This is a genomic window from Bermanella marisrubri, assembly GCF_012295615.1.
GTDB lineage: Bacteria > Pseudomonadota > Gammaproteobacteria > Pseudomonadales > Oceanobacteraceae > Bermanella > Bermanella marisrubri.
In genome coordinates this window covers 2,783,011-2,800,295 of record NZ_CP051183.1, presented here as the reverse complement: position 1 = coordinate 2,800,295, position 17,285 = coordinate 2,783,011, and the positions used below count along the sequence as shown (strand labels likewise).

Genomic DNA, 17,285 nt, shown 5'->3' with positions numbered 1-17,285 from the left:
TAAGAAGTCGCACATGTTGGTTAATGTACTTACAAAAATCCTTGGTAGTAAAAACGAGCGTGAACTCAAGCGTTTGAGAAAAACCGTTCAACAAATCAATGAGCTTGAAGCAAGCTTTCAGGCCCTCTCCGATGAAGACTTGAGCGCAAAGACGCAAGAGTTTAAAGACAGACTACAGAAAGGCGAAACACTAGATGGTATTTTGCCTGAAGCATTTGCCGCATTGCGTGAAGCGAGCCTACGTGTAATGGGCATGCGTCACTTTGATGTGCAAATGATCGGTGGTATGTCACTGCACAACGGCAAAATTGCCGAGATGAAGACAGGTGAAGGTAAAACTCTGGTGGCGACGTTGGCTGTTTACCTTAACGCTCTGAATGGCTTAGGCGTACATGTCATTACTGTGAATGAATACCTTGCTCAACGTGATGCTGATTGGATGCGTCCGTTGTACGAATTTATGGGGCTTACTGTTGGGGTGAGTCTGTCTGGTCAAGACCCGCAGACCAAGCGAGAGGCCTATAATAGCGACATCACTTACGGTACCAACAACGAGTTTGGCTTTGATTATCTGCGCGATAACATGGCTTTGAGTAAAGAAGACCGCGTTCAACGTGGTTTGGCATTCGCTGTTGTAGATGAAGTGGACTCAATCTTAATAGATGAAGCACGCACACCACTTGTGATCTCTGGAGCAGCGCAAGATAGCTCTGAGCTTTATAAGCGTATGAACGTACTCGTACCCCAGTTAGTCGAGCACAAAGAAACAGAAGAAGGTGTTGTCGAGCAGGAAGGTGATTTTGTCATCGACCTCAAAAATCGAAGTGCTGAGCTAAATGAATCGGGCCATGAAAAAGTTGAAGATCTTTTGGTCAAAGAAGGTCTGCTTGAAGAAGGTGATAGTCTATACGCGCCAAGTAATCTTTTGATGCTACATCATATTCATTCCGCGCTGCGTGCCCATGTGTTGTATCACCGCAATGTCGATTATATCGTTAGTAATGGCCAGGTTGTCATTGTTGATGAGCACACTGGCCGTACTATGCCTGGACGACGCTGGGGGGAGGGCTTACACCAAGCGATTGAAGCTAAAGAGGGCGTGAAAATTCAGGCTGAAAGTCAAACACTTGCCTCTACAACGTTCCAGAACTATTTCCGCTTGTACACCAAGTTAGCGGGGATGACAGGTACTGCTGATACCGAGGCGTTTGAATTTCGAGAAATTTATGGCTTGGATGTCGTGGTAATTCCTACTAATCGTCCGATAGCGCGTGTTGATTTCAATGATTTGGTATTCTTATCTGAGCAAGAGAAATATCAGGCTGTTATCGAGGAAATTAAAGAAGTTACTGCACAAAAGCGCCCTGTACTCGTTGGTACAGCAAGTATCGAAAGCAGTGAAATTATTTCTAAAGCCTTGAAAGACGCGAAGATTAAGCACAACGTTCTAAACGCTAAAAACCATGCTAATGAAGCTCAAGTTATCGCAGACGCAGGTTTACCGGGCGCAGTAACCATCGCCACCAACATGGCGGGTCGTGGTACCGATATTAAATTGGGTGGTAACCTTGAGCGCGAATTAGAGAACATCAATAATCCGAACGATGAGAAGTTAGCAAAAGCCAAAGCCGAATGGGAAGAGCGTCATAACACTGTTTTAGAAGCGGGCGGTCTGCATATTATTGGTACTGAGCGTCATGAGAGCCGCCGTATTGACAACCAATTGCGTGGTCGATCTGGACGTCAGGGGGATCCAGGTTCGACACGATTTTTCTTATCACTTGAAGATGGTTTGATGCGAATCTTTGCGAGCGATCGTACTCGGCGTTTGATGCAGGCCCTGGGGATGCGTGATGGCGAAGCGATTGAACATAAGATGGTTTCGAACGCTATTGAGAAAGCTCAGCGCAAAGTTGAAGGTCGTAACTTCGATATGCGCAAGCAGTTGTTGGAATACGATAACGTTGCGAATGATCAACGTCGCGTTATCTACCAACAACGTAACGAATTGTTAGAAGCAGAAACCATAGAGAACACGATAGCTTCTATACGTGAAGACGTTATCAATGACGTGATTAGTGACTATATTCCACCGCAAAGTATGGTTGAACAGTGGGATGTGGAAGGCTTAGAAAAAGAGTTAGCCGCCTCTTTCGCTAAAGAAATGCCTGTTCAACAATGGCTTGATGACGACAAGGCCCTTTACGAAGAAACATTGCGTGAGCGTATCTTTGAAGAGGTTAAATCTGCCTATAAGGAAAAAGAGGAGCAAGTGGGTGAGAAAGCACTACGTGAATTTGAAAAGCGTATTATGCTGCAAATTCTAGATCACCAGTGGAAAGATCACCTAGCCACCATGGATCACCTTCGTCAGGGGATTCATCTACGAGGTTATGCTCAAAAGAACCCGAAGCAGGAATACAAGCGTGAATCCTTCGAGCTTTTCAAGCAATTGCTGCATGATATTAAACACGAAACGATACGCTACCTAAGCCATGTTCAGTTTGTTCGAGATGATGAAATGAAGCGCATGGAAGAACAAGCCCGAGCAGAAGCGGCAAAACAGACCATGCAGTATCAGCACGAATCTGCATCGGCTCTTGCTGAAGGCGAGGGGGCGGACGAGTCTGAGGATGCGACAGCTAAACCATTTGTTCGGGATGGAAAAAAGGTTGGTCGAAACGAACCTTGTCCATGTGGATCAGGTAAAAAATATAAGCAATGCCATGGTAAATTAGATTAAACTCAACAAAGTTTTCTAATTTCTAAAAGCCTAGCCATGCTAGGCTTTTTTAGGTTTGACACTTTTAGAGTGTAAGTAAAGGAACAAAAATGCCAGTCAATCTCAACGTATTAGAACAATTTCATGCGGTCAAAGGTATTGAAATCGCCACTGCTAACGCCGGTATAAAGCAAACTGAACGACCGGATATTGTCGTATTTAAACTGTCTGAGCATACGCGAACAGCTGGCATTTTCACTCAAAACGCATTTTGTGCTGCACCGGTTACGATATGCAAACAGCACCTCCAGCAAACACAAGCAAGAATGCTGTTAATCAATACAGGCAATGCCAATGCGGGCACAGGTCAGACTGGCTTTGATAATGCAATGGAACTTTGCCAAGTATTGGCTGAAGCTAATAGCGTTGCGGTGAATGAAATTCTGCCATTTTCAACAGGTGTGATTGGTGAGCCTTTACCAATGCAAAAGATTTTACCCGTTGTCAAAAGTAACTTGAATTTCAGCGAGTCTATTTGGTTTGATGCCAGCCGTGGGATCATGACAACGGATATACAACCAAAAGGCTTTAGTAAGCAGGTGGAGATTCAAGGGGAAACCATCACGGTTTCTGGTATCTCAAAAGGATCAGGCATGATCAAGCCTAATATGGCAACTATGCTTGGTTTTATCGCTACGGATGCAACTGTTTCACAGGAGATAATAGAACAGCTTTGCTCAGAGCTGGGAGAGCAGTCTTTCAATCGTATTACGGTAGATGGGGATACATCCACCAATGATTCTTGTATCTTGATGGCGACTTGTGAAGCCCAAAACAAGCCGATTGAGTCTGAAAAAAGTGAAGGCTATAGTGAGTTAAAGTCGGTTCTATTAGAAGCCTTCCAGTTTTTGGCCCAAGCGATTGTACGTGACGGTGAAGGCGCCACTAAGTTTGTTACGATACAAGTGGAAGCCGCAAAAACTCAGCGGGAAGCGTTGGATGTTGCCTATACGGTTGCACATAGTCCGTTAGTTAAAACTGCATTGTTTGCAAGTGACGCGAATTGGGGCCGAATTCTAGCGGCAGTTGGCCGTGCTGGAATTGATGATCTAGATCTGCATCATATTGAAATCTATTTAGATGATGTTTGCATTGTTGAAAAAGGAGGTCGTGCTGCTTCATATACAGAAGAGGCAGGTTCGAAAGTCATGGCACAAGATGAAATTCAGATTCGAATTCACTTAGGGCGTGGTAAAGAATCGGAGACGGTTTGGACGACGGATCTTTCCCATGGCTACGTCACGATCAACGCTGAATATCGTACATAAAAGGAAAACTTTATGAAGCGGATTCAAGTTGTTGCTGCTGTAATATTATCTCCTTGCAAGGAGAAAGTTTTTCTAGCAAGGCGAAAAGCGAATGCACATCAGGGCGGGCTCTGGGAGTTCCCCGGGGGTAAGCGAGAAACACAAGAATCAGCACAAGCTGCTTTGATTAGGGAGTTGGATGAGGAGCTTGGTATTCATGTTGCTAGCACTGAGCCGCTCATTTTATTGCAGCACGACTATTCTGATAAATGTATTGAACTGGATGTTTATATCGTTAATGATTTTAGCGGTGAACCTCATGGTGCTGAAGGACAAGAGGTTGAATGGGTGTCATGTAAAGCAATACGCGAGCGTGACTTTCCAGAAGCCAACCGAGCTATACTTGATGCGCTAGAAGACTATTTAGAGCTTTCTAACGCATCTAGTTAACTACTCGTGAAAGTGGTTTCTACTAATGCAGAGAGTGGGGATTAATTTGTTTGAGTTCTTCACTCATCATTTCCTCTTCAACAGACTTACCAGGAATAGCATGCTCCTCTGCAGACCAAGCACCGAGATCTATCATGCGGCATCTTTCACTGCAAAAAGGACGATGTTTTTCCTTCTGAATCCATTCCACCTGTTTATTGCAGGTCGGACACTTTACTTTCATAGTGGATTTCTCAACTTTGCTTAGCTAATGCTAAATACTGCGTGTGTAGTAATTCTACCTGAGAATGTAGATAAGCCAAATCTTGATCATTTTGAATAACATCATCTGCCTTGGACACACGGTCTTGTCTACTCATCTGTACAGCCATTATGGCGCGTACCTGTTGCTCAGAGTTGTCATCTCGCTTGCAAGTTCGCTTTAGTTGGAGCGCTTCAGGTACATCAATCACCAAAGTCCGATTGACCATTTTATATTGATCAGATTCAAATAATAGCGGTGATGCAAGAATCGCATAGGGACTATCAGCACTGGTTAAAGCAGTAATTATTGCTTCTCGAATAAGAGGATGAGTTAAGTGCTCTAGCCAAATGCGTTCATCAGGTGACTCAAAAACAATTTTTCTTAAAGCTGCGCGGTTTAACTCACCCGTATCTAAAATAACATGTTCACCAAAATGTTCGACGATTGTTTCAAGTGCATGGGTCCCTTTAGCGACGACTTGTCTTGATACTATGTCTGCGTCTACGACGGAAATTCCTAGAGTTTCAAAGTGTGCTGTGGCAGCGCTTTTACCACTGCCAATACCGCCAGTCACACCAACAACAAAGCTCGACATATTAGAGTCCAGCGAAACGTAAATAATGATTTAATATTTCTTCACCCCAAAGTGCCGCTAGTAAACCAGCAGCTGCTAAGTAAGGTCCAAATGGAATAGGAATATTTTTATCTCTACCTAGTACAATCATCATACTGATACCAACAATCGCACCAACAAAACTAGAAAGTAGAACCACCACAGGTAATAGCTGCCATCCTATAAATGCGCCAATAGCGGCGAGTAATTTAAAGTCACCGTAGCCCATACCCTCTTTGCCAGTGGCCAATTTGAATAACCAGAAAATACTCCACAGTGACATGTAGCCAAATACAGCACCTAATACTGCATCTTCCAGCGGCACAATAGCGCCATGTAAATTAAACAATAACCCAATCCAAATCAAAGGTAAGGTAAGTTGATCGGGTAATAAAAATTCATCCAAATCAATCATGGTTAAGGCGATGAAAAAGTAACTCATTAATATGAGCGCATAGGCCTCTAATGTAGGACCCAATAGTATGGCAATGCCTAATGGAATGAACCCAGTGATTAATTCGATAATCGGATAGCGTACGCTTATAGATGTTTTGCAATTCGCGCATTTCCCTTTCAACCACAGATAGCTGAGTACTGGAATGTTTTGCCAAGGTTTGATTTTAGAATTGCATTTAGGGCAAGTAGAAGATGGAACCATTAGATTAAAAGGCTCGGGTTGATTCACCTCTTTGCCAATTAATTCATCATGCTCCAATTGTAATTGAGACTTCATCATTACCGGTAAACGGTAAATAACGACGTTGAGAAAACTGCCTACACATAGGCTGACAAAAAATACACCTAGGTAGAAACCTAGGGTATCTTGGAATAGGAAATCAAACATATATCTTACTAAATCTCGAAGTGATTTCAGATAACAGGCTACATCGCATTGCCCATAGAAAAGATTGGTAGGTACATGGCAATCAATAGGCCACCAACAACCACCCCTAAGAAGGCCATTACGATAGGTTCTATCATAGCTGTTAAGCCATCTACTAGATTGTCCACTTCCTCTTCATAGTAGCTTGCTACTTTCTCTAACATGGCATCTAGTGCACCGGATTCTTCACCAATCGCTACCATCTGCGCTACCATATTTGGGAACACCCCTGTCGCGCGAATAGACGCATTCATTTGCGTGCCCGTTGATACGTCATCACGTATCCGCAATATTGCATCTCGATAGACTACGTTACCAGATGCTTCGGCGACGCTCTCGAGTGCATCAACAAGTGGGACCCCCGCAGCGAATGTGGTGGATAATACTCGCCCAAAACGGGCAACGGCACTTTTCTTTAAGATTTCGCCAATAACCGGCATTTTAAGTATGAGTCTGTCTTTTTGCTCTTGAAGTTTGGGGCTGCGCTTGATCGCTTCTTTTGTTCCAAATACAAAGGTAATAATTGCACCGAGCAAAATCAAGTAATTGGCTTGCATCCATTCGGATATATTGACGACCATTTGAGTGGGCGCAGGTAAGTCTCCCCCTAGACTAGAAAACATGCTTTCAAATGTCGGAACAACCTTTACAAGCAGGATTACGGTTACGATCGCTGCGATAATCAGTGTGACAATTGGATATTTTAGTGCTTTAGATACTTTTTGTTTGAGAGCCTCTGATTTTTCTTTGTATAAAGCCACTCTATCAAGCATCTGCTCTAGTGCACCTGACTGCTCTCCGGATTCAATTAATGCGCATGTAAGGGAGTCAAAGTGTTGTGGGTGTTTTTTTAAGCAAGAGGCGAAGTCATTACCAGCCGACACCTCATCTTTAACACTGAGTACGACTTTTTGCATTGCGGGGTTTTCTAAACCATCGGCCACGATTTCTAAGCCTTGCATAAGCGGCACACCAGACTTTGCCATTGTGGCTAATTGACGCATAAATAATGTGACATCTGCGGGTTTTACTTTGCCTTTACCTTGGCCACCGCCAATACCAAACAAACCTTCTTGTTTGCGACGTACTTTTTTGGGGTTAATACCTTGTTTTCGTAATTGGGCTTTTACGAGCGCAGGATTGTCGCCGAGCATTTCCCCATCAACTTTCTGGCCTCGTTTGTTCAGGCCTTCCCACTGAAACGTCACGGTTTTTGTTTTTGCCATAAATGTTTACCTTTATTCAGCGGTCACGCGGTTGGCTTCTTCTAAGCTGGTAACACCTTGGCAAACCTTCTTTAAAGCGGAATTTCTCAGGTTTGCAAAGCCTTCTTTTCGTGCAACATCGGCTATCTGCATCGCATTACCACCTTCCATTATAATACGGGACATGGCATCGGTTATTTTAACCACTTCATAAATACCGACTCGACCTTTATAGCCGCCGGAACAAGCATCGCAACCTACAGGCTTGTAGATCTCGGCTTCCGCTAGCATCTCTTCGGTCATTCCAGCCTTTAATAATACATCTTTTGGGATATCGGCTGGTTCTTTACATTGGCTACATAAGCGCCGACCGAGGCGCTGGGCTATGATCAAGCTGACTGAAGTCGCGATATTGAACGCAGGTACTCCCATATTCATCAAACGAGTCAGGGTTTCTGGCGCGCTATTGGTATGCAGTGTTGATAAAACCAAGTGACCAGTTTGTGCAGCTTTAATGGCAATACCCGCCGTATCCAAGTCTCGAATCTCACCCACCATGACGATATCCGGGTCTTGGCGTAAGAAGGAGCGAAGTGCTTCGGCAAAGTCGAGACCGACTTTGGTATTTACGTTGACTTGGTTAATACCTTCCAGGTTGATTTCTACCGGGTCCTCTGCGGTGGATATATTTGTGCCCTCTTTGTTCAGGATGTTTAGGCCTGTGTAAAGAGATACAGTTTTACCCGATCCAGTCGGTCCTGTGACCAAAATCATCCCTTGTGGTTGTGCTAGAGCTTCCATGTATAGTTGTTTTTGCTCAGGCTCGTAACCCAGTGCATCGATGCCCATTTGTGCACTTGAAGGGTCTAGAATTCGTAATACAATTTTTTCCCCCCACAGTGTTGGCAGAGTATTTACCCGAAAATCAATCGCCTTAGATTTGGAAATTTTCATCTTGATTCGGCCATCTTGCGGCACGCGACGCTCTGAAATATCCATACGTGACATAACTTTGAGACGGGCAGCGATTTTTCCAGATAAATTTATTGGTGGAGATGCAACCTCATGAAGGACACCGTCAGTTCGGAAACGCACGCGATAGCGTTTTTCATAGGGTTCAAAATGCAAATCGGAGCTGCCCATCTTTATCGCATCTAGCAACATTTTGTTTACAAAGCGCACGATAGGGGCGTCATCACCAGTATTATCTTCTTCTTGGGGTTTGTCTTCGGCAGGATCTTCTTCGAGATCTAAGTCATCCCCTAGATCATCAAACGTGCTGTTGCCTGCGAGCAGTTTTTCTAAAATGACATTGAGCTTGTCGTATTCCACTACTACTGCGTCAACTGTCATGCCTGTCGCGAACTTTATGTCGTCCAATGCAGCGATATCAGAGGGGTCTGCTTGAGCAATGTGCAGACGGTTACCGCGTTTAAAAAGCGGAAGTGAACGATGTTTCTCCAACAGGTCCTCAGTGATCAAGTCTGCCGCAAAATGCTCAGGATCCATGGCTGATAGATCAAGATACGGCAAGCCAAACTCATTGCTGACCAACAAGGCAACATCTTTTGATGTACAAGCATTGGACAGAAGGCTTTGAACAATAAATGATTGTCCTTCTTTCTGAGCATCTTTGCTGATTTCTGAGGCTTTTTGTTCGTTAACAAGCCCTTGCTCGACAAACTGGCGGGCGATACCTGTAACTATAGACATATAAACGCAATTCTTATTCTTAAGTTGAGCTAATCATACCGAATTTACCTAAAGAGAACAGTGTCAGGTGGGTCAAAAGCGTGATCCATAGACATAAAAAAACCCGCCGAAGCGGGTTTATTCAAGCAACTGAGTGATTTACTTAAGCTTTGGTAGGTATTTTGCTGGGATAGGACTTGAACCCGCAGCAGAGCTCGCCCAGGTTACTACACCAGTAGAGCTGATAGTTGGTGTCAAACGATAAGTCGTACCAGATAGGCCAGCAGGAACATCTGGGTTGTTAGACGTTGTGTCAAATTGAACCTCTAACACGCCATTGGCGCTAATGGAAATTTGAGATACCTTGCCTGCAGCGTGATCAGTTGCCGTGGTTGAGATGCCAGTATAGTCTGCTAAGGCACTGGTTGTGCCTGGTAGAGCACTGTAGCGAGCCGCATATTCACTAACCGCTAGCTGAACTGGGCGAACCGCGTTCAAAGAGTTAGTTGCGTCAGTACGTAATGTGTAATCTTGGTACTGAGGAATCGCAACAGATGCCAAGATGCCGATGATTGCAATAACAATCATTAATTCAATCAGAGTAAAACCCTTTTGACCTTTCATAGTAGACCGCTCCACTTTTTAAGTTTGAGTTGACTGGGCTCTTGATGTCCCATTTTTGGTTTTGATTAATCTAATCCAACGCTAAAAGCTGAACCATATTAATTGGATGCTTGCCACCTAGGCGGCGTAATCGCTTTGATTACTGCATACCATGTGCCAATCACTGATGGGTAGTATTCATGATTTAAATGACAAAATAAAGACGTCTTTTGCCTGATTTTTTGACATAAGTAGATGTTTTGTGTGAGTTTTCTCACAATCGTACAAAAAACACTCACAATGGTTTTATCTGGGGTGACATTTTTTGTCAGTTATTGACATAGCTGCGGCATACCTACTGCGGCGGTGTTGTGGTAAAGCGCGCAAAATCGAGTTGTTAGAGTCTCTTCAACATGATGGGTTTCTCTGGGATTAATCCATTGATAATGGTTATTTGCGTAATCGATGTGCATGAGCTGTGGTTTTTGATTGTGATGGACTAAAAATAGCCCTTTGTTGTCTACGCGAAGTCCAACTTGCTTGTTTTGGATCATGCTTGGGATCATCGTGTGCTTTAGGCGCAAATAGCCGTTGCCATCGACTTTGAAGCGATGCGCCCCCTCTCGAGCCACAGCTCTTGGGTCTGGGCTGTCTGTATTCGCCGCAGAGAGAATGACGCCAGATTCAAAAGCAAGCTCCGAAGATTGGTTTGCAGGAGCGGTCAAATCTCTACCATCCATTTTCTGGCTGTCGTACGAGCTAGATAGGTTTAGCCCTGACAACAGGGACGGGGCAACGTCCGTCAGCGAGGTAGGTCTGATCATTTGCTGTGGGTCAATTGCGATCCCCTTAAACGCCAACAAAATTTGGTGGCTTGCCGGGCTTAGTATATTCATGCCATGACCATAATCAGATGATTCGTAAGGTATGCCGTGCTTGTCTTTAAATGTTGTTTCAAAATGCCCCCAGCTTTCGCCATGATCACTGAGAAAAACCAGAATGCTATTTTTCAAAATACCTCGTTCTTCCAGATATAGCATTAAGTCTTGAATTTGATTGTCGACAGCTTGCAGATTTGATGGATAGAGTGGTTGTTGTTCATAAGTTTCAACTGGATGACTATTGACAAATGTATAAGGCCAATGGGGCAGGCAAAAATGCGTGGCCAGTAAAATAGGATCATCATGTATCACATGATCTAATTCGTTTGTGAGCAAATTCGAGAAATGCTCTGGGCGATACAAGTGGTCGGCCGCTCGGTTTCCATAAAGTTCGGGCAATAACCATTTACCAACTGGCGTCAATAATAAAAGATTGGTAGTAGGAAAGTCTGCATAGTCGCCCAAGACAAAGTCGCTTACCCCTGTTCTTGGCCCAATTACATGTTGAAATCCTTGAGTCGAACCAAGGTTGCTGAAGCGGCGTTCATCGGCAGCATAGATGGTGGTATATCCGTGTTCTTGTAAGACCTTTGGAAGATACAGGTTGTCTTTTGCAAGCATATCTTCGGGTTGTAAGTTAAAGCGAGCGCCATTATTGGCAGGGTGTCTTCCTGTTATAATGGACATCCAAGCAGGATAAGTTCTCGCAAATGGCGTGTACGCATTGTCGAAAACCATGGCGTCCGATAATTGCTTAGATAGAAATGGCATGTATTCATGGATCAATTCAGGTCGCAGCGAATCTATACCAATGATTAAAACATTCTTTTTATTGTAATCGCTTGTGACGGGGTTGCTGATAAAGCTAAAGATTGCGAGCGCGGCAACCACGCAAGCGACCTTGTAGTGCTTTAATATAGATGCCAATAACAGGCACCCTAGAACGATAAATGAAAGCCACGGCAGAAGATGATACCCCTCAAATAAGGCCAGTTGATACGAGGACTGAGGGTAAAAAAACTGATTGGTTGTTATAAGTGACAAAAAACATATTAGACTCACGAGTGTGATCAGTATGTTTTTGTTTGCTGGGATGACTGATCTGAGTCGCGAGATAAGTAAATGCAAACAGTAAATATAAAATGCTACTGACGCGATAATGACGAGAATGTATTGAATAAAATAGTATTTTGCTTCGCTGTGAAGTATTGAGTTCGTATCAAAATTACTATTGTTTGACAGTGAACTGGTAAGGTTTAGGGCTGTGTAGATTTCATTTAATAATGGTAAAAAAAGCAAAGATACCTGTATCGCATACAATAAAATTAGGGTGGTGTTTTTGCGCGTACCTTTCGTATTTACATGCATATACGGTTAATTACCAGATCGATATTTTACGATTTTCACAGGCGGGCGGGATTATATCATCGATATCTATGCCCATTAATTTTGCCATTACAGCATTTCCACACTGAACATCAGAACGCACAATGGCTAGTTCAAACGCTGCTTTTAATAGATCTGGGTTGTCGGAATTCAACCAATTGTTATTCAGAATAACAGATGGAAAAGACCGTACGGTTTCTATTTGTTGTGTATTTTTAAGAGGGCTTGAGTACGCGATGAATGTTTGCGTGTGTTTGTACATAATGAATAGAAGAGGGATAATCCCGATAAAAATAGCAGTTCGTTTTACTTGAACTCTGCCATGATTATTTTCTTGGCGGCTGTTGATTAGCAATGGCGCGACAAGAGAAATACATAATAAAGAAAAGCTATGGTAGAAATGCCCATCGACGGACGCTGAGAAAAAGAAAGCGCCTAAAATACATAATATGGCGAACCTCTCTTGTTTATTCTCGGCGCATTTTAAGCTCATATTAATAAATCGGTAAAGCAATCCTGCAATAATCAAACTCCCGATGATTCCATACTCGTAGATAATTTGTACTAAAACGCTATGGGGTTGGGTGGGAATCCCGTGGGTGTCTTGCGCAAAACTGTATCGAAAGTTGTCGGCTCCCATACCCAGAAGAGGGGCACTTTGTAATTGTTCTTTAAAAGAACTGATATAAATAGATATGCGATTTGCTGAAATCCGATTTATATCGAGATTGCTGACGGCGTCTAATCGGTCGAGGAAAAAAAGCCTGGCTATCCCTAGGCTACCGTTTTCAACAGGAAGGGCGCTTGCTAAGAAGCCTGCGGCGACTGTGACAAGAATTGTTATGCGATAAGTACGCCACGATATATTGCAAATAAATTTCGCACTAACAATCAGGAACATGGCAGGTATGAAGCTTCCTCGCCCACCACTCCAAAAAATGCAGAATACAGTCAAGAATAATAATATGTAAAGATATTTACTGGTCTGCTCTTTTAAAATTTGACTGTAAATAATACACATCACCAGTATGAGTAAATATCCCCAGTGCCTAATGTTGCTAAACATGGGAAAGTGCGCCACCCAGTCGTAGTTGGTGGGCACAATAGAAAGCAAAAGGGCGACATGAAGTACCGTGTAAATAAATGCGATAATTATACCGATAGTCAGTGTATAGCGAGTAATCGTGTCATTGCATCGTTGGTATATCGATATGCCAAATATAATATGCAATATAATTTCTGCATGTCTTGCTATTGATGCATACGTGTTTTCCGCGTTTATGGATGATAGTGATCCCAAAAGTGCGAATGCACCAACTAACCCGAGCGTTTGCCAGCTAATGTCTCTTACTTTTCCGGGCAGAAATATATGAAGCAATACGAACGAAAGTTCTAACCAAATAATAATTGGACGGTGCTTTAAAGGTGAATCAAATAAGTCACTTTGCTGCCAACCAAGCAAAGCAATAAGGGGGAAGGTAGTGGCGATTAACGCTAGTATATGGTTTACGGTGAAATGACCGTGTTTTGCGAGTAAATTAATCACACCATCCTCATACTTAAATCCACGGCCTTAACATCCTTAGTCAAGGCACCGATCGAAATGTAATCAACACCGGTCTCGGCGATCTTGACTAGGGTGTCATCCGTAATGCCACCACTGGCTTCTAGTTTGGCTTGGTCTTTTGCCATATCGACAGCTTGCTTGGTTTCTTCTATGGAGAAGTTGTCCAGCATAATGATGTCAGCCCCAGCATCTAGAGCTTCCTCTAGCTCGGCAAAGCTTTCAACTTCGATTTCAACCGGCTTTAACGGGGCTATCTCTTGCGCTTTTTCAATAGCTTGTCGAATACCACCACAAGCATGGATATGGTTCTCTTTAATTAGGAAGGCGTCAAACAAACCAATTCTGTGGTTATAGCAGCCTCCTTGACTCACCGCGTATTTCTGAGCCATGCGAAGGCCAGGCAGGGTTTTTCGAGTATCCAGCAGTTTTACTTGAGTGTGTGCCACCTGTTGACTATAAAAGTGACACTTGGTTGCCACAGCAGACAAGGTCTGCAAAAAATTCAATGCTGTACGCTCCCCTGTCAATAAAGAACGAGATGATCCTCTCAGTTCAAAGAGGGTGCTACCAGCCTCAACTTGGTCTCCGTCCTGTACATGCCAAGTGATCTCTACACCGTCGTCGAGTTGCTTAAATGTCTCATTGACCCATGCTTGACCAGCGATAACGGCATCATCGCGAGTAATCACTTTAGCGTGACTCGTGTTTTCTTCCGGGATCAACATAGCAGTAATATCGCCCGTACCTACGTCCTCGCTGAGGGCGCGCGTGACAGCTTGTTCAATATCTTGGTGTAATTGGCTTGGATCTAGATTCATTTTGGCACTACGGGAGCAATAAAAGCGCGTATTTTACACAGAGCGCAGCATGCTTGCATCAATCCTGTGACATAAGCTAGGCCTAGGCCTTGATCTCTGCGAGTGAATTCGTGATGCTTAAGCGATGACGTTATAAAAGTGAGTGAACCAGTTGGAAATTCAAAAACATTGGTTGCAGTCTGCCAAGCATTGCCCCAGCCCTAATCACAATGAGAGACCACAACAGGAGATATCTTTAATTGTCGTTCATAACATCAGCTTACCACCGAATGAGTTTGATAATGATTACGTCGAGGACTTTTTCTGCAATGAGCTTGATTGCAGTAAGCATCCATATTTTCAAAAAATCAAAGACTTAAAAGTGAGTAGTCACTTATTGATTAAGCGAGATGGTAGCTTGGTTCAGTTTGTTGGGTTTGATAAGCGTGCTTGGCATGCAGGGGTTAGCTGCTATGCTGGTCGTGACAACTGTAATGATTTTTCTGTAGGTATTGAGCTACAGGGTACCGACGATATTGCTTATACTGATGCGCAATACCACAAGCTCGTAGATGTCTCCAGATTGCTGTGCGACAGATATGACATTTCTCACTCGGAGATAACCGGTCATAGTGATATTGCGCCCGGACGCAAAACAGATCCCGGCCCAAGCTTTGACTGGTCTTACTTTAAACAACTAATGGAAAATGCATGAAATTTATCGTTCTGCTATTTACCGTACTGTTACAAAGACAAACTCGAAAAGAGGGGTATGAGCGCAATCGCAGATGGTTCAAGCGCTTATTAAGCCCTTTCCATTTTGAGCAGCAAAGTAAAACTATGCAAATCATGATGTATGTAGGGGTTGTTGTTTTGCCGTGTGTAGCACTCTCTGCATTAATTGAGCGTATGGATGGTTTGCTTGGCAGTTTTGTTTCGTTGCTACTTCAGGTGGCGTTGCTTCTCTATATTCTCGGCCGCGATAATGTGAGTCAGAAGTTTAAAGATTATAAAAATCATTGGCACAATCAAGACTATCAAGCCGCATTTTACTGCGCGAGAAACTTTTTAAGCTTGGAGGAGCAAGCTCAAACCAGTCCGTACACCTTACATACCACGGTAAGCAAAGCTCTCATACGTGCTTGGTTTATGCGCTTTTTTGTTTTTGTGTTTTGGTATTTACTTGCAGGCATTGGTGGTGCCATGTTCTGTTTGTTGAGCTATTGGTTCTATAGTGAAAGTAAAATTCCATGGATGAAGAGTGTACTTGACACCATGGAGTGGCTACCTTCAAGGTTGTTGGCTTTGAGTATGTCTTTAGCGGGTGATTTTAATCGAAGCTTTTCTACTGTCTCTAAATTGTGGACGGATTTTCAAACCAATGCAGATCAAGCTCTGGGTCATACACTGGAGACATTCAATCATCAGCAAGAGAAAGGGTTTGACGAAGCGGGTGCAGCCAGAACGATAGACGAAAGTAATCGACTGATGTTGCGCTGTGCTATTCTCTGGTTGTTAGTGGTGGCGTTCTTGACAATTTTTGCGGGGTTTTAGTCAGGTGTATATACATGCTATATCACTTTAGCCCCTAATAATGCAGCGCCGAATACGCCGCTGCTATCACCCAGCTTGTTCTTTAGCAACTGGGTGTTGATTTTAGTCTTTGAGCCTGCGCTAAAAATATAATTTTTCCAAATCTTTGGTACGTCTTCATACAGGGAATCGATGTTAGAAAGCCCTCCACCCAATACGATACAATTCGGGTCCATTATATTAATGACATGGGCAAGACTTTTTGCCAAGCGCAGACAATAGTCTTTGTAGGCTTGTCCGGCAGATGTGTCGTGGTCTTTTTTACTAAATAAAAAGTGTGAGTCGGCAGTAATACCAAATTGTTGTTGAGCCAAATTGGCGTATCCAGGTCCAGATAGATAGGTTTCAATACAGCCTTGTTTACCGCAATAGCAATTTTGTAGAGGTTTGTCTTTTTCGTCGAGCCAAGGTAAGCAGTTATGTCCCCATTCGCCCGCGATTCCATTGGCGCCTGAGATAACTTGACCATTTACAACCCAGGCACCGCCAACGCCAGTGCCAAGAATCACCGCAAATAATGATTCAAATTTGGTTTCCTTTCCTACTCCTAGGTGAGTTTCACTGTAAGCAAAGCAATTAGCGTCGTTCTCAATGGCAATGCGTCGCTTTAGTAGGAACTCAAGATCATCTTGTAAGGGCTGACCTATGAGGCAGACAGTGTTAGCATTTTTTACTCGCTGGGAGTGCTTTTCTATTGTGCCAGGAATCCCCACACCTAACGTTAATCGTGTTTGTTTTAAATCCGTTTCTGCTCGATCTACAAGCTTTGAGATAGACGATAATATTTGTTCGTATTGTGTTTGTTTATTTGGATGCTTTGGGGTTGTGATGCGCTCACGTAAGAGACATTCACCCGTGGAAGTGATTGCAGCGACCTCAATTTTGGTGCCGCCCAAATCTATACCTAGGTGAATCGTTTTGTGAGGGTTCTCATGTGAACTTGTCTGTGGATTCATTCGGGTGTTTTTTTAGTAATGCGTAATATTCGGCATCATAACTTGCAAACATGCTTTGTGCACTCTTGTCACTGGAGATCAACATAAAGCCAACACCATATTGCGTATTGCTGATTTGTTTGCACCAAACACTTTTAATTTTGATATGTCCAATACGTTTTCGGCCAATATTATTGGGGAGATCCATCATTAACACATCATATTCTTTTTCTATTTCCAGTGGCTGGTAGCTGGAGAGCATTAAACCACCTTCACTATAGTCGGCCATTAAGCCAAGACAGGTCATGGAGTTTTGCTCAAATAGCGTAACTTGAGTGTAGAGTGTTTTGCGAACGAACTGGCGTTTTTCGTTGTAATTGGCTTGTTCCTGCATGTTAATCCCAATT

The 17,285-nt window shown here is 43.4% G+C and carries 16 protein-coding genes; 5 read left to right on the top strand and 11 right to left on the bottom strand.

Annotated features, from left to right (window positions below):
• The first annotated feature begins 13 nt into the window (after positions 1 to 13).
• From secA to mutT, 3 genes are all read left to right on the top strand, one after another.
• Entirely contained in the window at positions 14 to 2,743 is a 2,730-nt protein-coding gene (gene secA, locus HF888_RS13035) for a preprotein translocase subunit SecA (protein WP_007016588.1), read from the top strand.
• 89 nt (positions 2,744 to 2,832) lie between these two features.
• Entirely contained in the window at positions 2,833 to 4,050 is a 1,218-nt protein-coding gene (argJ, locus tag HF888_RS13030) for a bifunctional glutamate N-acetyltransferase/amino-acid acetyltransferase ArgJ (protein WP_007016587.1), read from the top strand.
• A 12-nt stretch (positions 4,051 to 4,062) separates the two neighbouring features.
• A complete protein-coding gene (gene mutT / locus HF888_RS13025; RefSeq protein WP_007016586.1) occupies positions 4,063 to 4,479 on the top strand; it encodes an 8-oxo-dGTP diphosphatase MutT in 417 nt (138 codons plus the stop codon).
• Between the two features lie 22 nt (positions 4,480 to 4,501).
• On the opposite strand, the gene yacG is transcribed toward mutT, so the two are convergent.
• The 9 genes from yacG to nadC form a co-directional block, all read right to left on the bottom strand.
• Positions 4,502 to 4,702 carry a DNA gyrase inhibitor YacG gene (gene yacG / locus HF888_RS13020; protein WP_007016585.1) on the bottom strand — a complete coding sequence of 67 codons (201 nt, stop codon included), beginning with the start codon at positions 4,700 to 4,702 and terminating at the stop codon, positions 4,502 to 4,504.
• Between the two features lie 10 nt (positions 4,703 to 4,712).
• Positions 4,713 to 5,318 carry a dephospho-CoA kinase gene (gene coaE, locus HF888_RS13015; RefSeq protein ID WP_007016584.1) on the bottom strand — a complete coding sequence of 202 codons (606 nt, stop codon included), beginning with the start codon at positions 5,316 to 5,318 and terminating at the stop codon, positions 4,713 to 4,715.
• Between the two features lies 1 nt (position 5,319).
• Positions 5,320 to 6,180 carry a prepilin peptidase gene (locus HF888_RS13010; protein WP_007016583.1) on the bottom strand — a complete coding sequence of 287 codons (861 nt, stop codon included), beginning with the start codon at positions 6,178 to 6,180 and terminating at the stop codon, positions 5,320 to 5,322.
• A 38-nt stretch (positions 6,181 to 6,218) separates the two neighbouring features.
• Positions 6,219 to 7,445, bottom strand: coding sequence for a type II secretion system F family protein (locus HF888_RS13005; protein ID WP_007016582.1), 1,227 nt, complete (start codon positions 7,443 to 7,445; stop codon positions 6,219 to 6,221).
• Positions 7,446 to 7,457: 12 nt separating this feature from the next.
• Positions 7,458 to 9,137, bottom strand: coding sequence for a type IV-A pilus assembly ATPase PilB (pilB, locus tag HF888_RS13000; protein ID WP_007016581.1), 1,680 nt, complete (start codon positions 9,135 to 9,137; stop codon positions 7,458 to 7,460).
• Positions 9,138 to 9,275: 138 nt separating this feature from the next.
• Positions 9,276 to 9,740, bottom strand: coding sequence for a pilin (locus HF888_RS16675; protein ID WP_007016580.1), 465 nt, complete (start codon positions 9,738 to 9,740; stop codon positions 9,276 to 9,278).
• 311 nt (positions 9,741 to 10,051) lie between these two features.
• Complete coding sequence (locus HF888_RS12990) at positions 10,052 to 11,527, bottom strand: sulfatase-like hydrolase/transferase (protein ID WP_165837002.1); 1,476 nt, start codon at positions 11,525 to 11,527, stop codon at positions 10,052 to 10,054.
• Between the two features lie 451 nt (positions 11,528 to 11,978).
• Positions 11,979 to 13,532, bottom strand: a complete 1,554-nt coding sequence (locus HF888_RS12985; protein WP_007016578.1) for an O-antigen ligase family protein — start codon at positions 13,530 to 13,532, stop codon at positions 11,979 to 11,981.
• Positions 13,529 to 14,371 (bottom strand): carboxylating nicotinate-nucleotide diphosphorylase, encoded by an 843-nt coding sequence (nadC, locus tag HF888_RS12980; RefSeq protein WP_007016577.1) that lies wholly within the window; start codon positions 14,369 to 14,371, stop codon positions 13,529 to 13,531. The genes HF888_RS12985 and nadC overlap by 4 nt, the downstream gene beginning before the upstream one ends.
• 142 nt (positions 14,372 to 14,513) lie before the next feature.
• On the opposite strand from nadC, the gene ampD reads away from it, so the two are divergent.
• Both ampD and ampE read left to right on the top strand, forming a co-directional pair.
• Positions 14,514 to 15,065, top strand: coding sequence for a 1,6-anhydro-N-acetylmuramyl-L-alanine amidase AmpD (gene ampD, locus HF888_RS12975; RefSeq protein ID WP_007016576.1), 552 nt, complete (start codon positions 14,514 to 14,516; stop codon positions 15,063 to 15,065).
• Entirely contained in the window at positions 15,062 to 15,904 is an 843-nt protein-coding gene (ampE, locus tag HF888_RS12970; protein ID WP_007016575.1) for a regulatory signaling modulator protein AmpE, read from the top strand. Before ampD ends, ampE begins: the two co-directional genes overlap by 4 nt.
• 17 nt (positions 15,905 to 15,921) lie before the next feature.
• On the opposite strand, the gene HF888_RS12965 is transcribed toward ampE, so the two are convergent.
• Both HF888_RS12965 and HF888_RS12960 read right to left on the bottom strand, forming a co-directional pair.
• On the bottom strand, positions 15,922 to 16,899 hold the full coding sequence (locus HF888_RS12965; protein ID WP_007016574.1) for an ROK family protein: 978 nt from the start codon (positions 16,897 to 16,899) through the stop codon (positions 15,922 to 15,924).
• A complete protein-coding gene (locus tag HF888_RS12960; protein ID WP_007016573.1) occupies positions 16,874 to 17,272 on the bottom strand; it encodes a PilZ domain-containing protein in 399 nt (132 codons plus the stop codon). The genes HF888_RS12965 and HF888_RS12960 overlap by 26 nt, the downstream gene beginning before the upstream one ends.
• Between the last annotated feature and the right edge of the window lie 13 nt (positions 17,273 to 17,285).

Excerpts from the sequence above, each read along its gene's own strand:
- secA (WP_007016588.1), top strand. The coding sequence starts at position 14 with ATGTTGGTTAATGTACTTACAAAAATCCTTGGTAGTAAAAACGAGCGT.
- argJ (WP_007016587.1), top strand. The coding sequence starts at position 2,833 with ATGCCAGTCAATCTCAACGTATTAGAACAATTTCATGCGGTCAAAGGT.
- mutT (WP_007016586.1), top strand. The coding sequence starts at position 4,063 with ATGAAGCGGATTCAAGTTGTTGCTGCTGTAATATTATCTCCTTGCAAG.
- yacG (WP_007016585.1), bottom strand. The coding sequence starts at position 4,702 with ATGAAAGTAAAGTGTCCGACCTGCAATAAACAGGTGGAATGGATTCAG.
- coaE (WP_007016584.1), bottom strand. The coding sequence starts at position 5,318 with ATGTCGAGCTTTGTTGTTGGTGTGACTGGCGGTATTGGCAGTGGTAAA.
- HF888_RS13010 (WP_007016583.1), bottom strand. The coding sequence starts at position 6,180 with ATGTTTGATTTCCTATTCCAAGATACCCTAGGTTTCTACCTAGGTGTA.
- HF888_RS13005 (WP_007016582.1), bottom strand. The coding sequence starts at position 7,445 with ATGGCAAAAACAAAAACCGTGACGTTTCAGTGGGAAGGCCTGAACAAA.
- pilB (WP_007016581.1), bottom strand. The coding sequence starts at position 9,137 with ATGTCTATAGTTACAGGTATCGCCCGCCAGTTTGTCGAGCAAGGGCTT.
- HF888_RS16675 (WP_007016580.1), bottom strand. The coding sequence starts at position 9,740 with ATGAAAGGTCAAAAGGGTTTTACTCTGATTGAATTAATGATTGTTATT.
- nadC (WP_007016577.1), bottom strand. The coding sequence starts at position 14,371 with ATGAATCTAGATCCAAGCCAATTACACCAAGATATTGAACAAGCTGTC.
- ampE (WP_007016575.1), top strand. The coding sequence starts at position 15,062 with ATGAAATTTATCGTTCTGCTATTTACCGTACTGTTACAAAGACAAACT.
- HF888_RS12965 (WP_007016574.1), bottom strand. The coding sequence starts at position 16,899 with ATGAATCCACAGACAAGTTCACATGAGAACCCTCACAAAACGATTCAC.
- HF888_RS12960 (WP_007016573.1), bottom strand. The coding sequence starts at position 17,272 with ATGCAGGAACAAGCCAATTACAACGAAAAACGCCAGTTCGTTCGCAAA.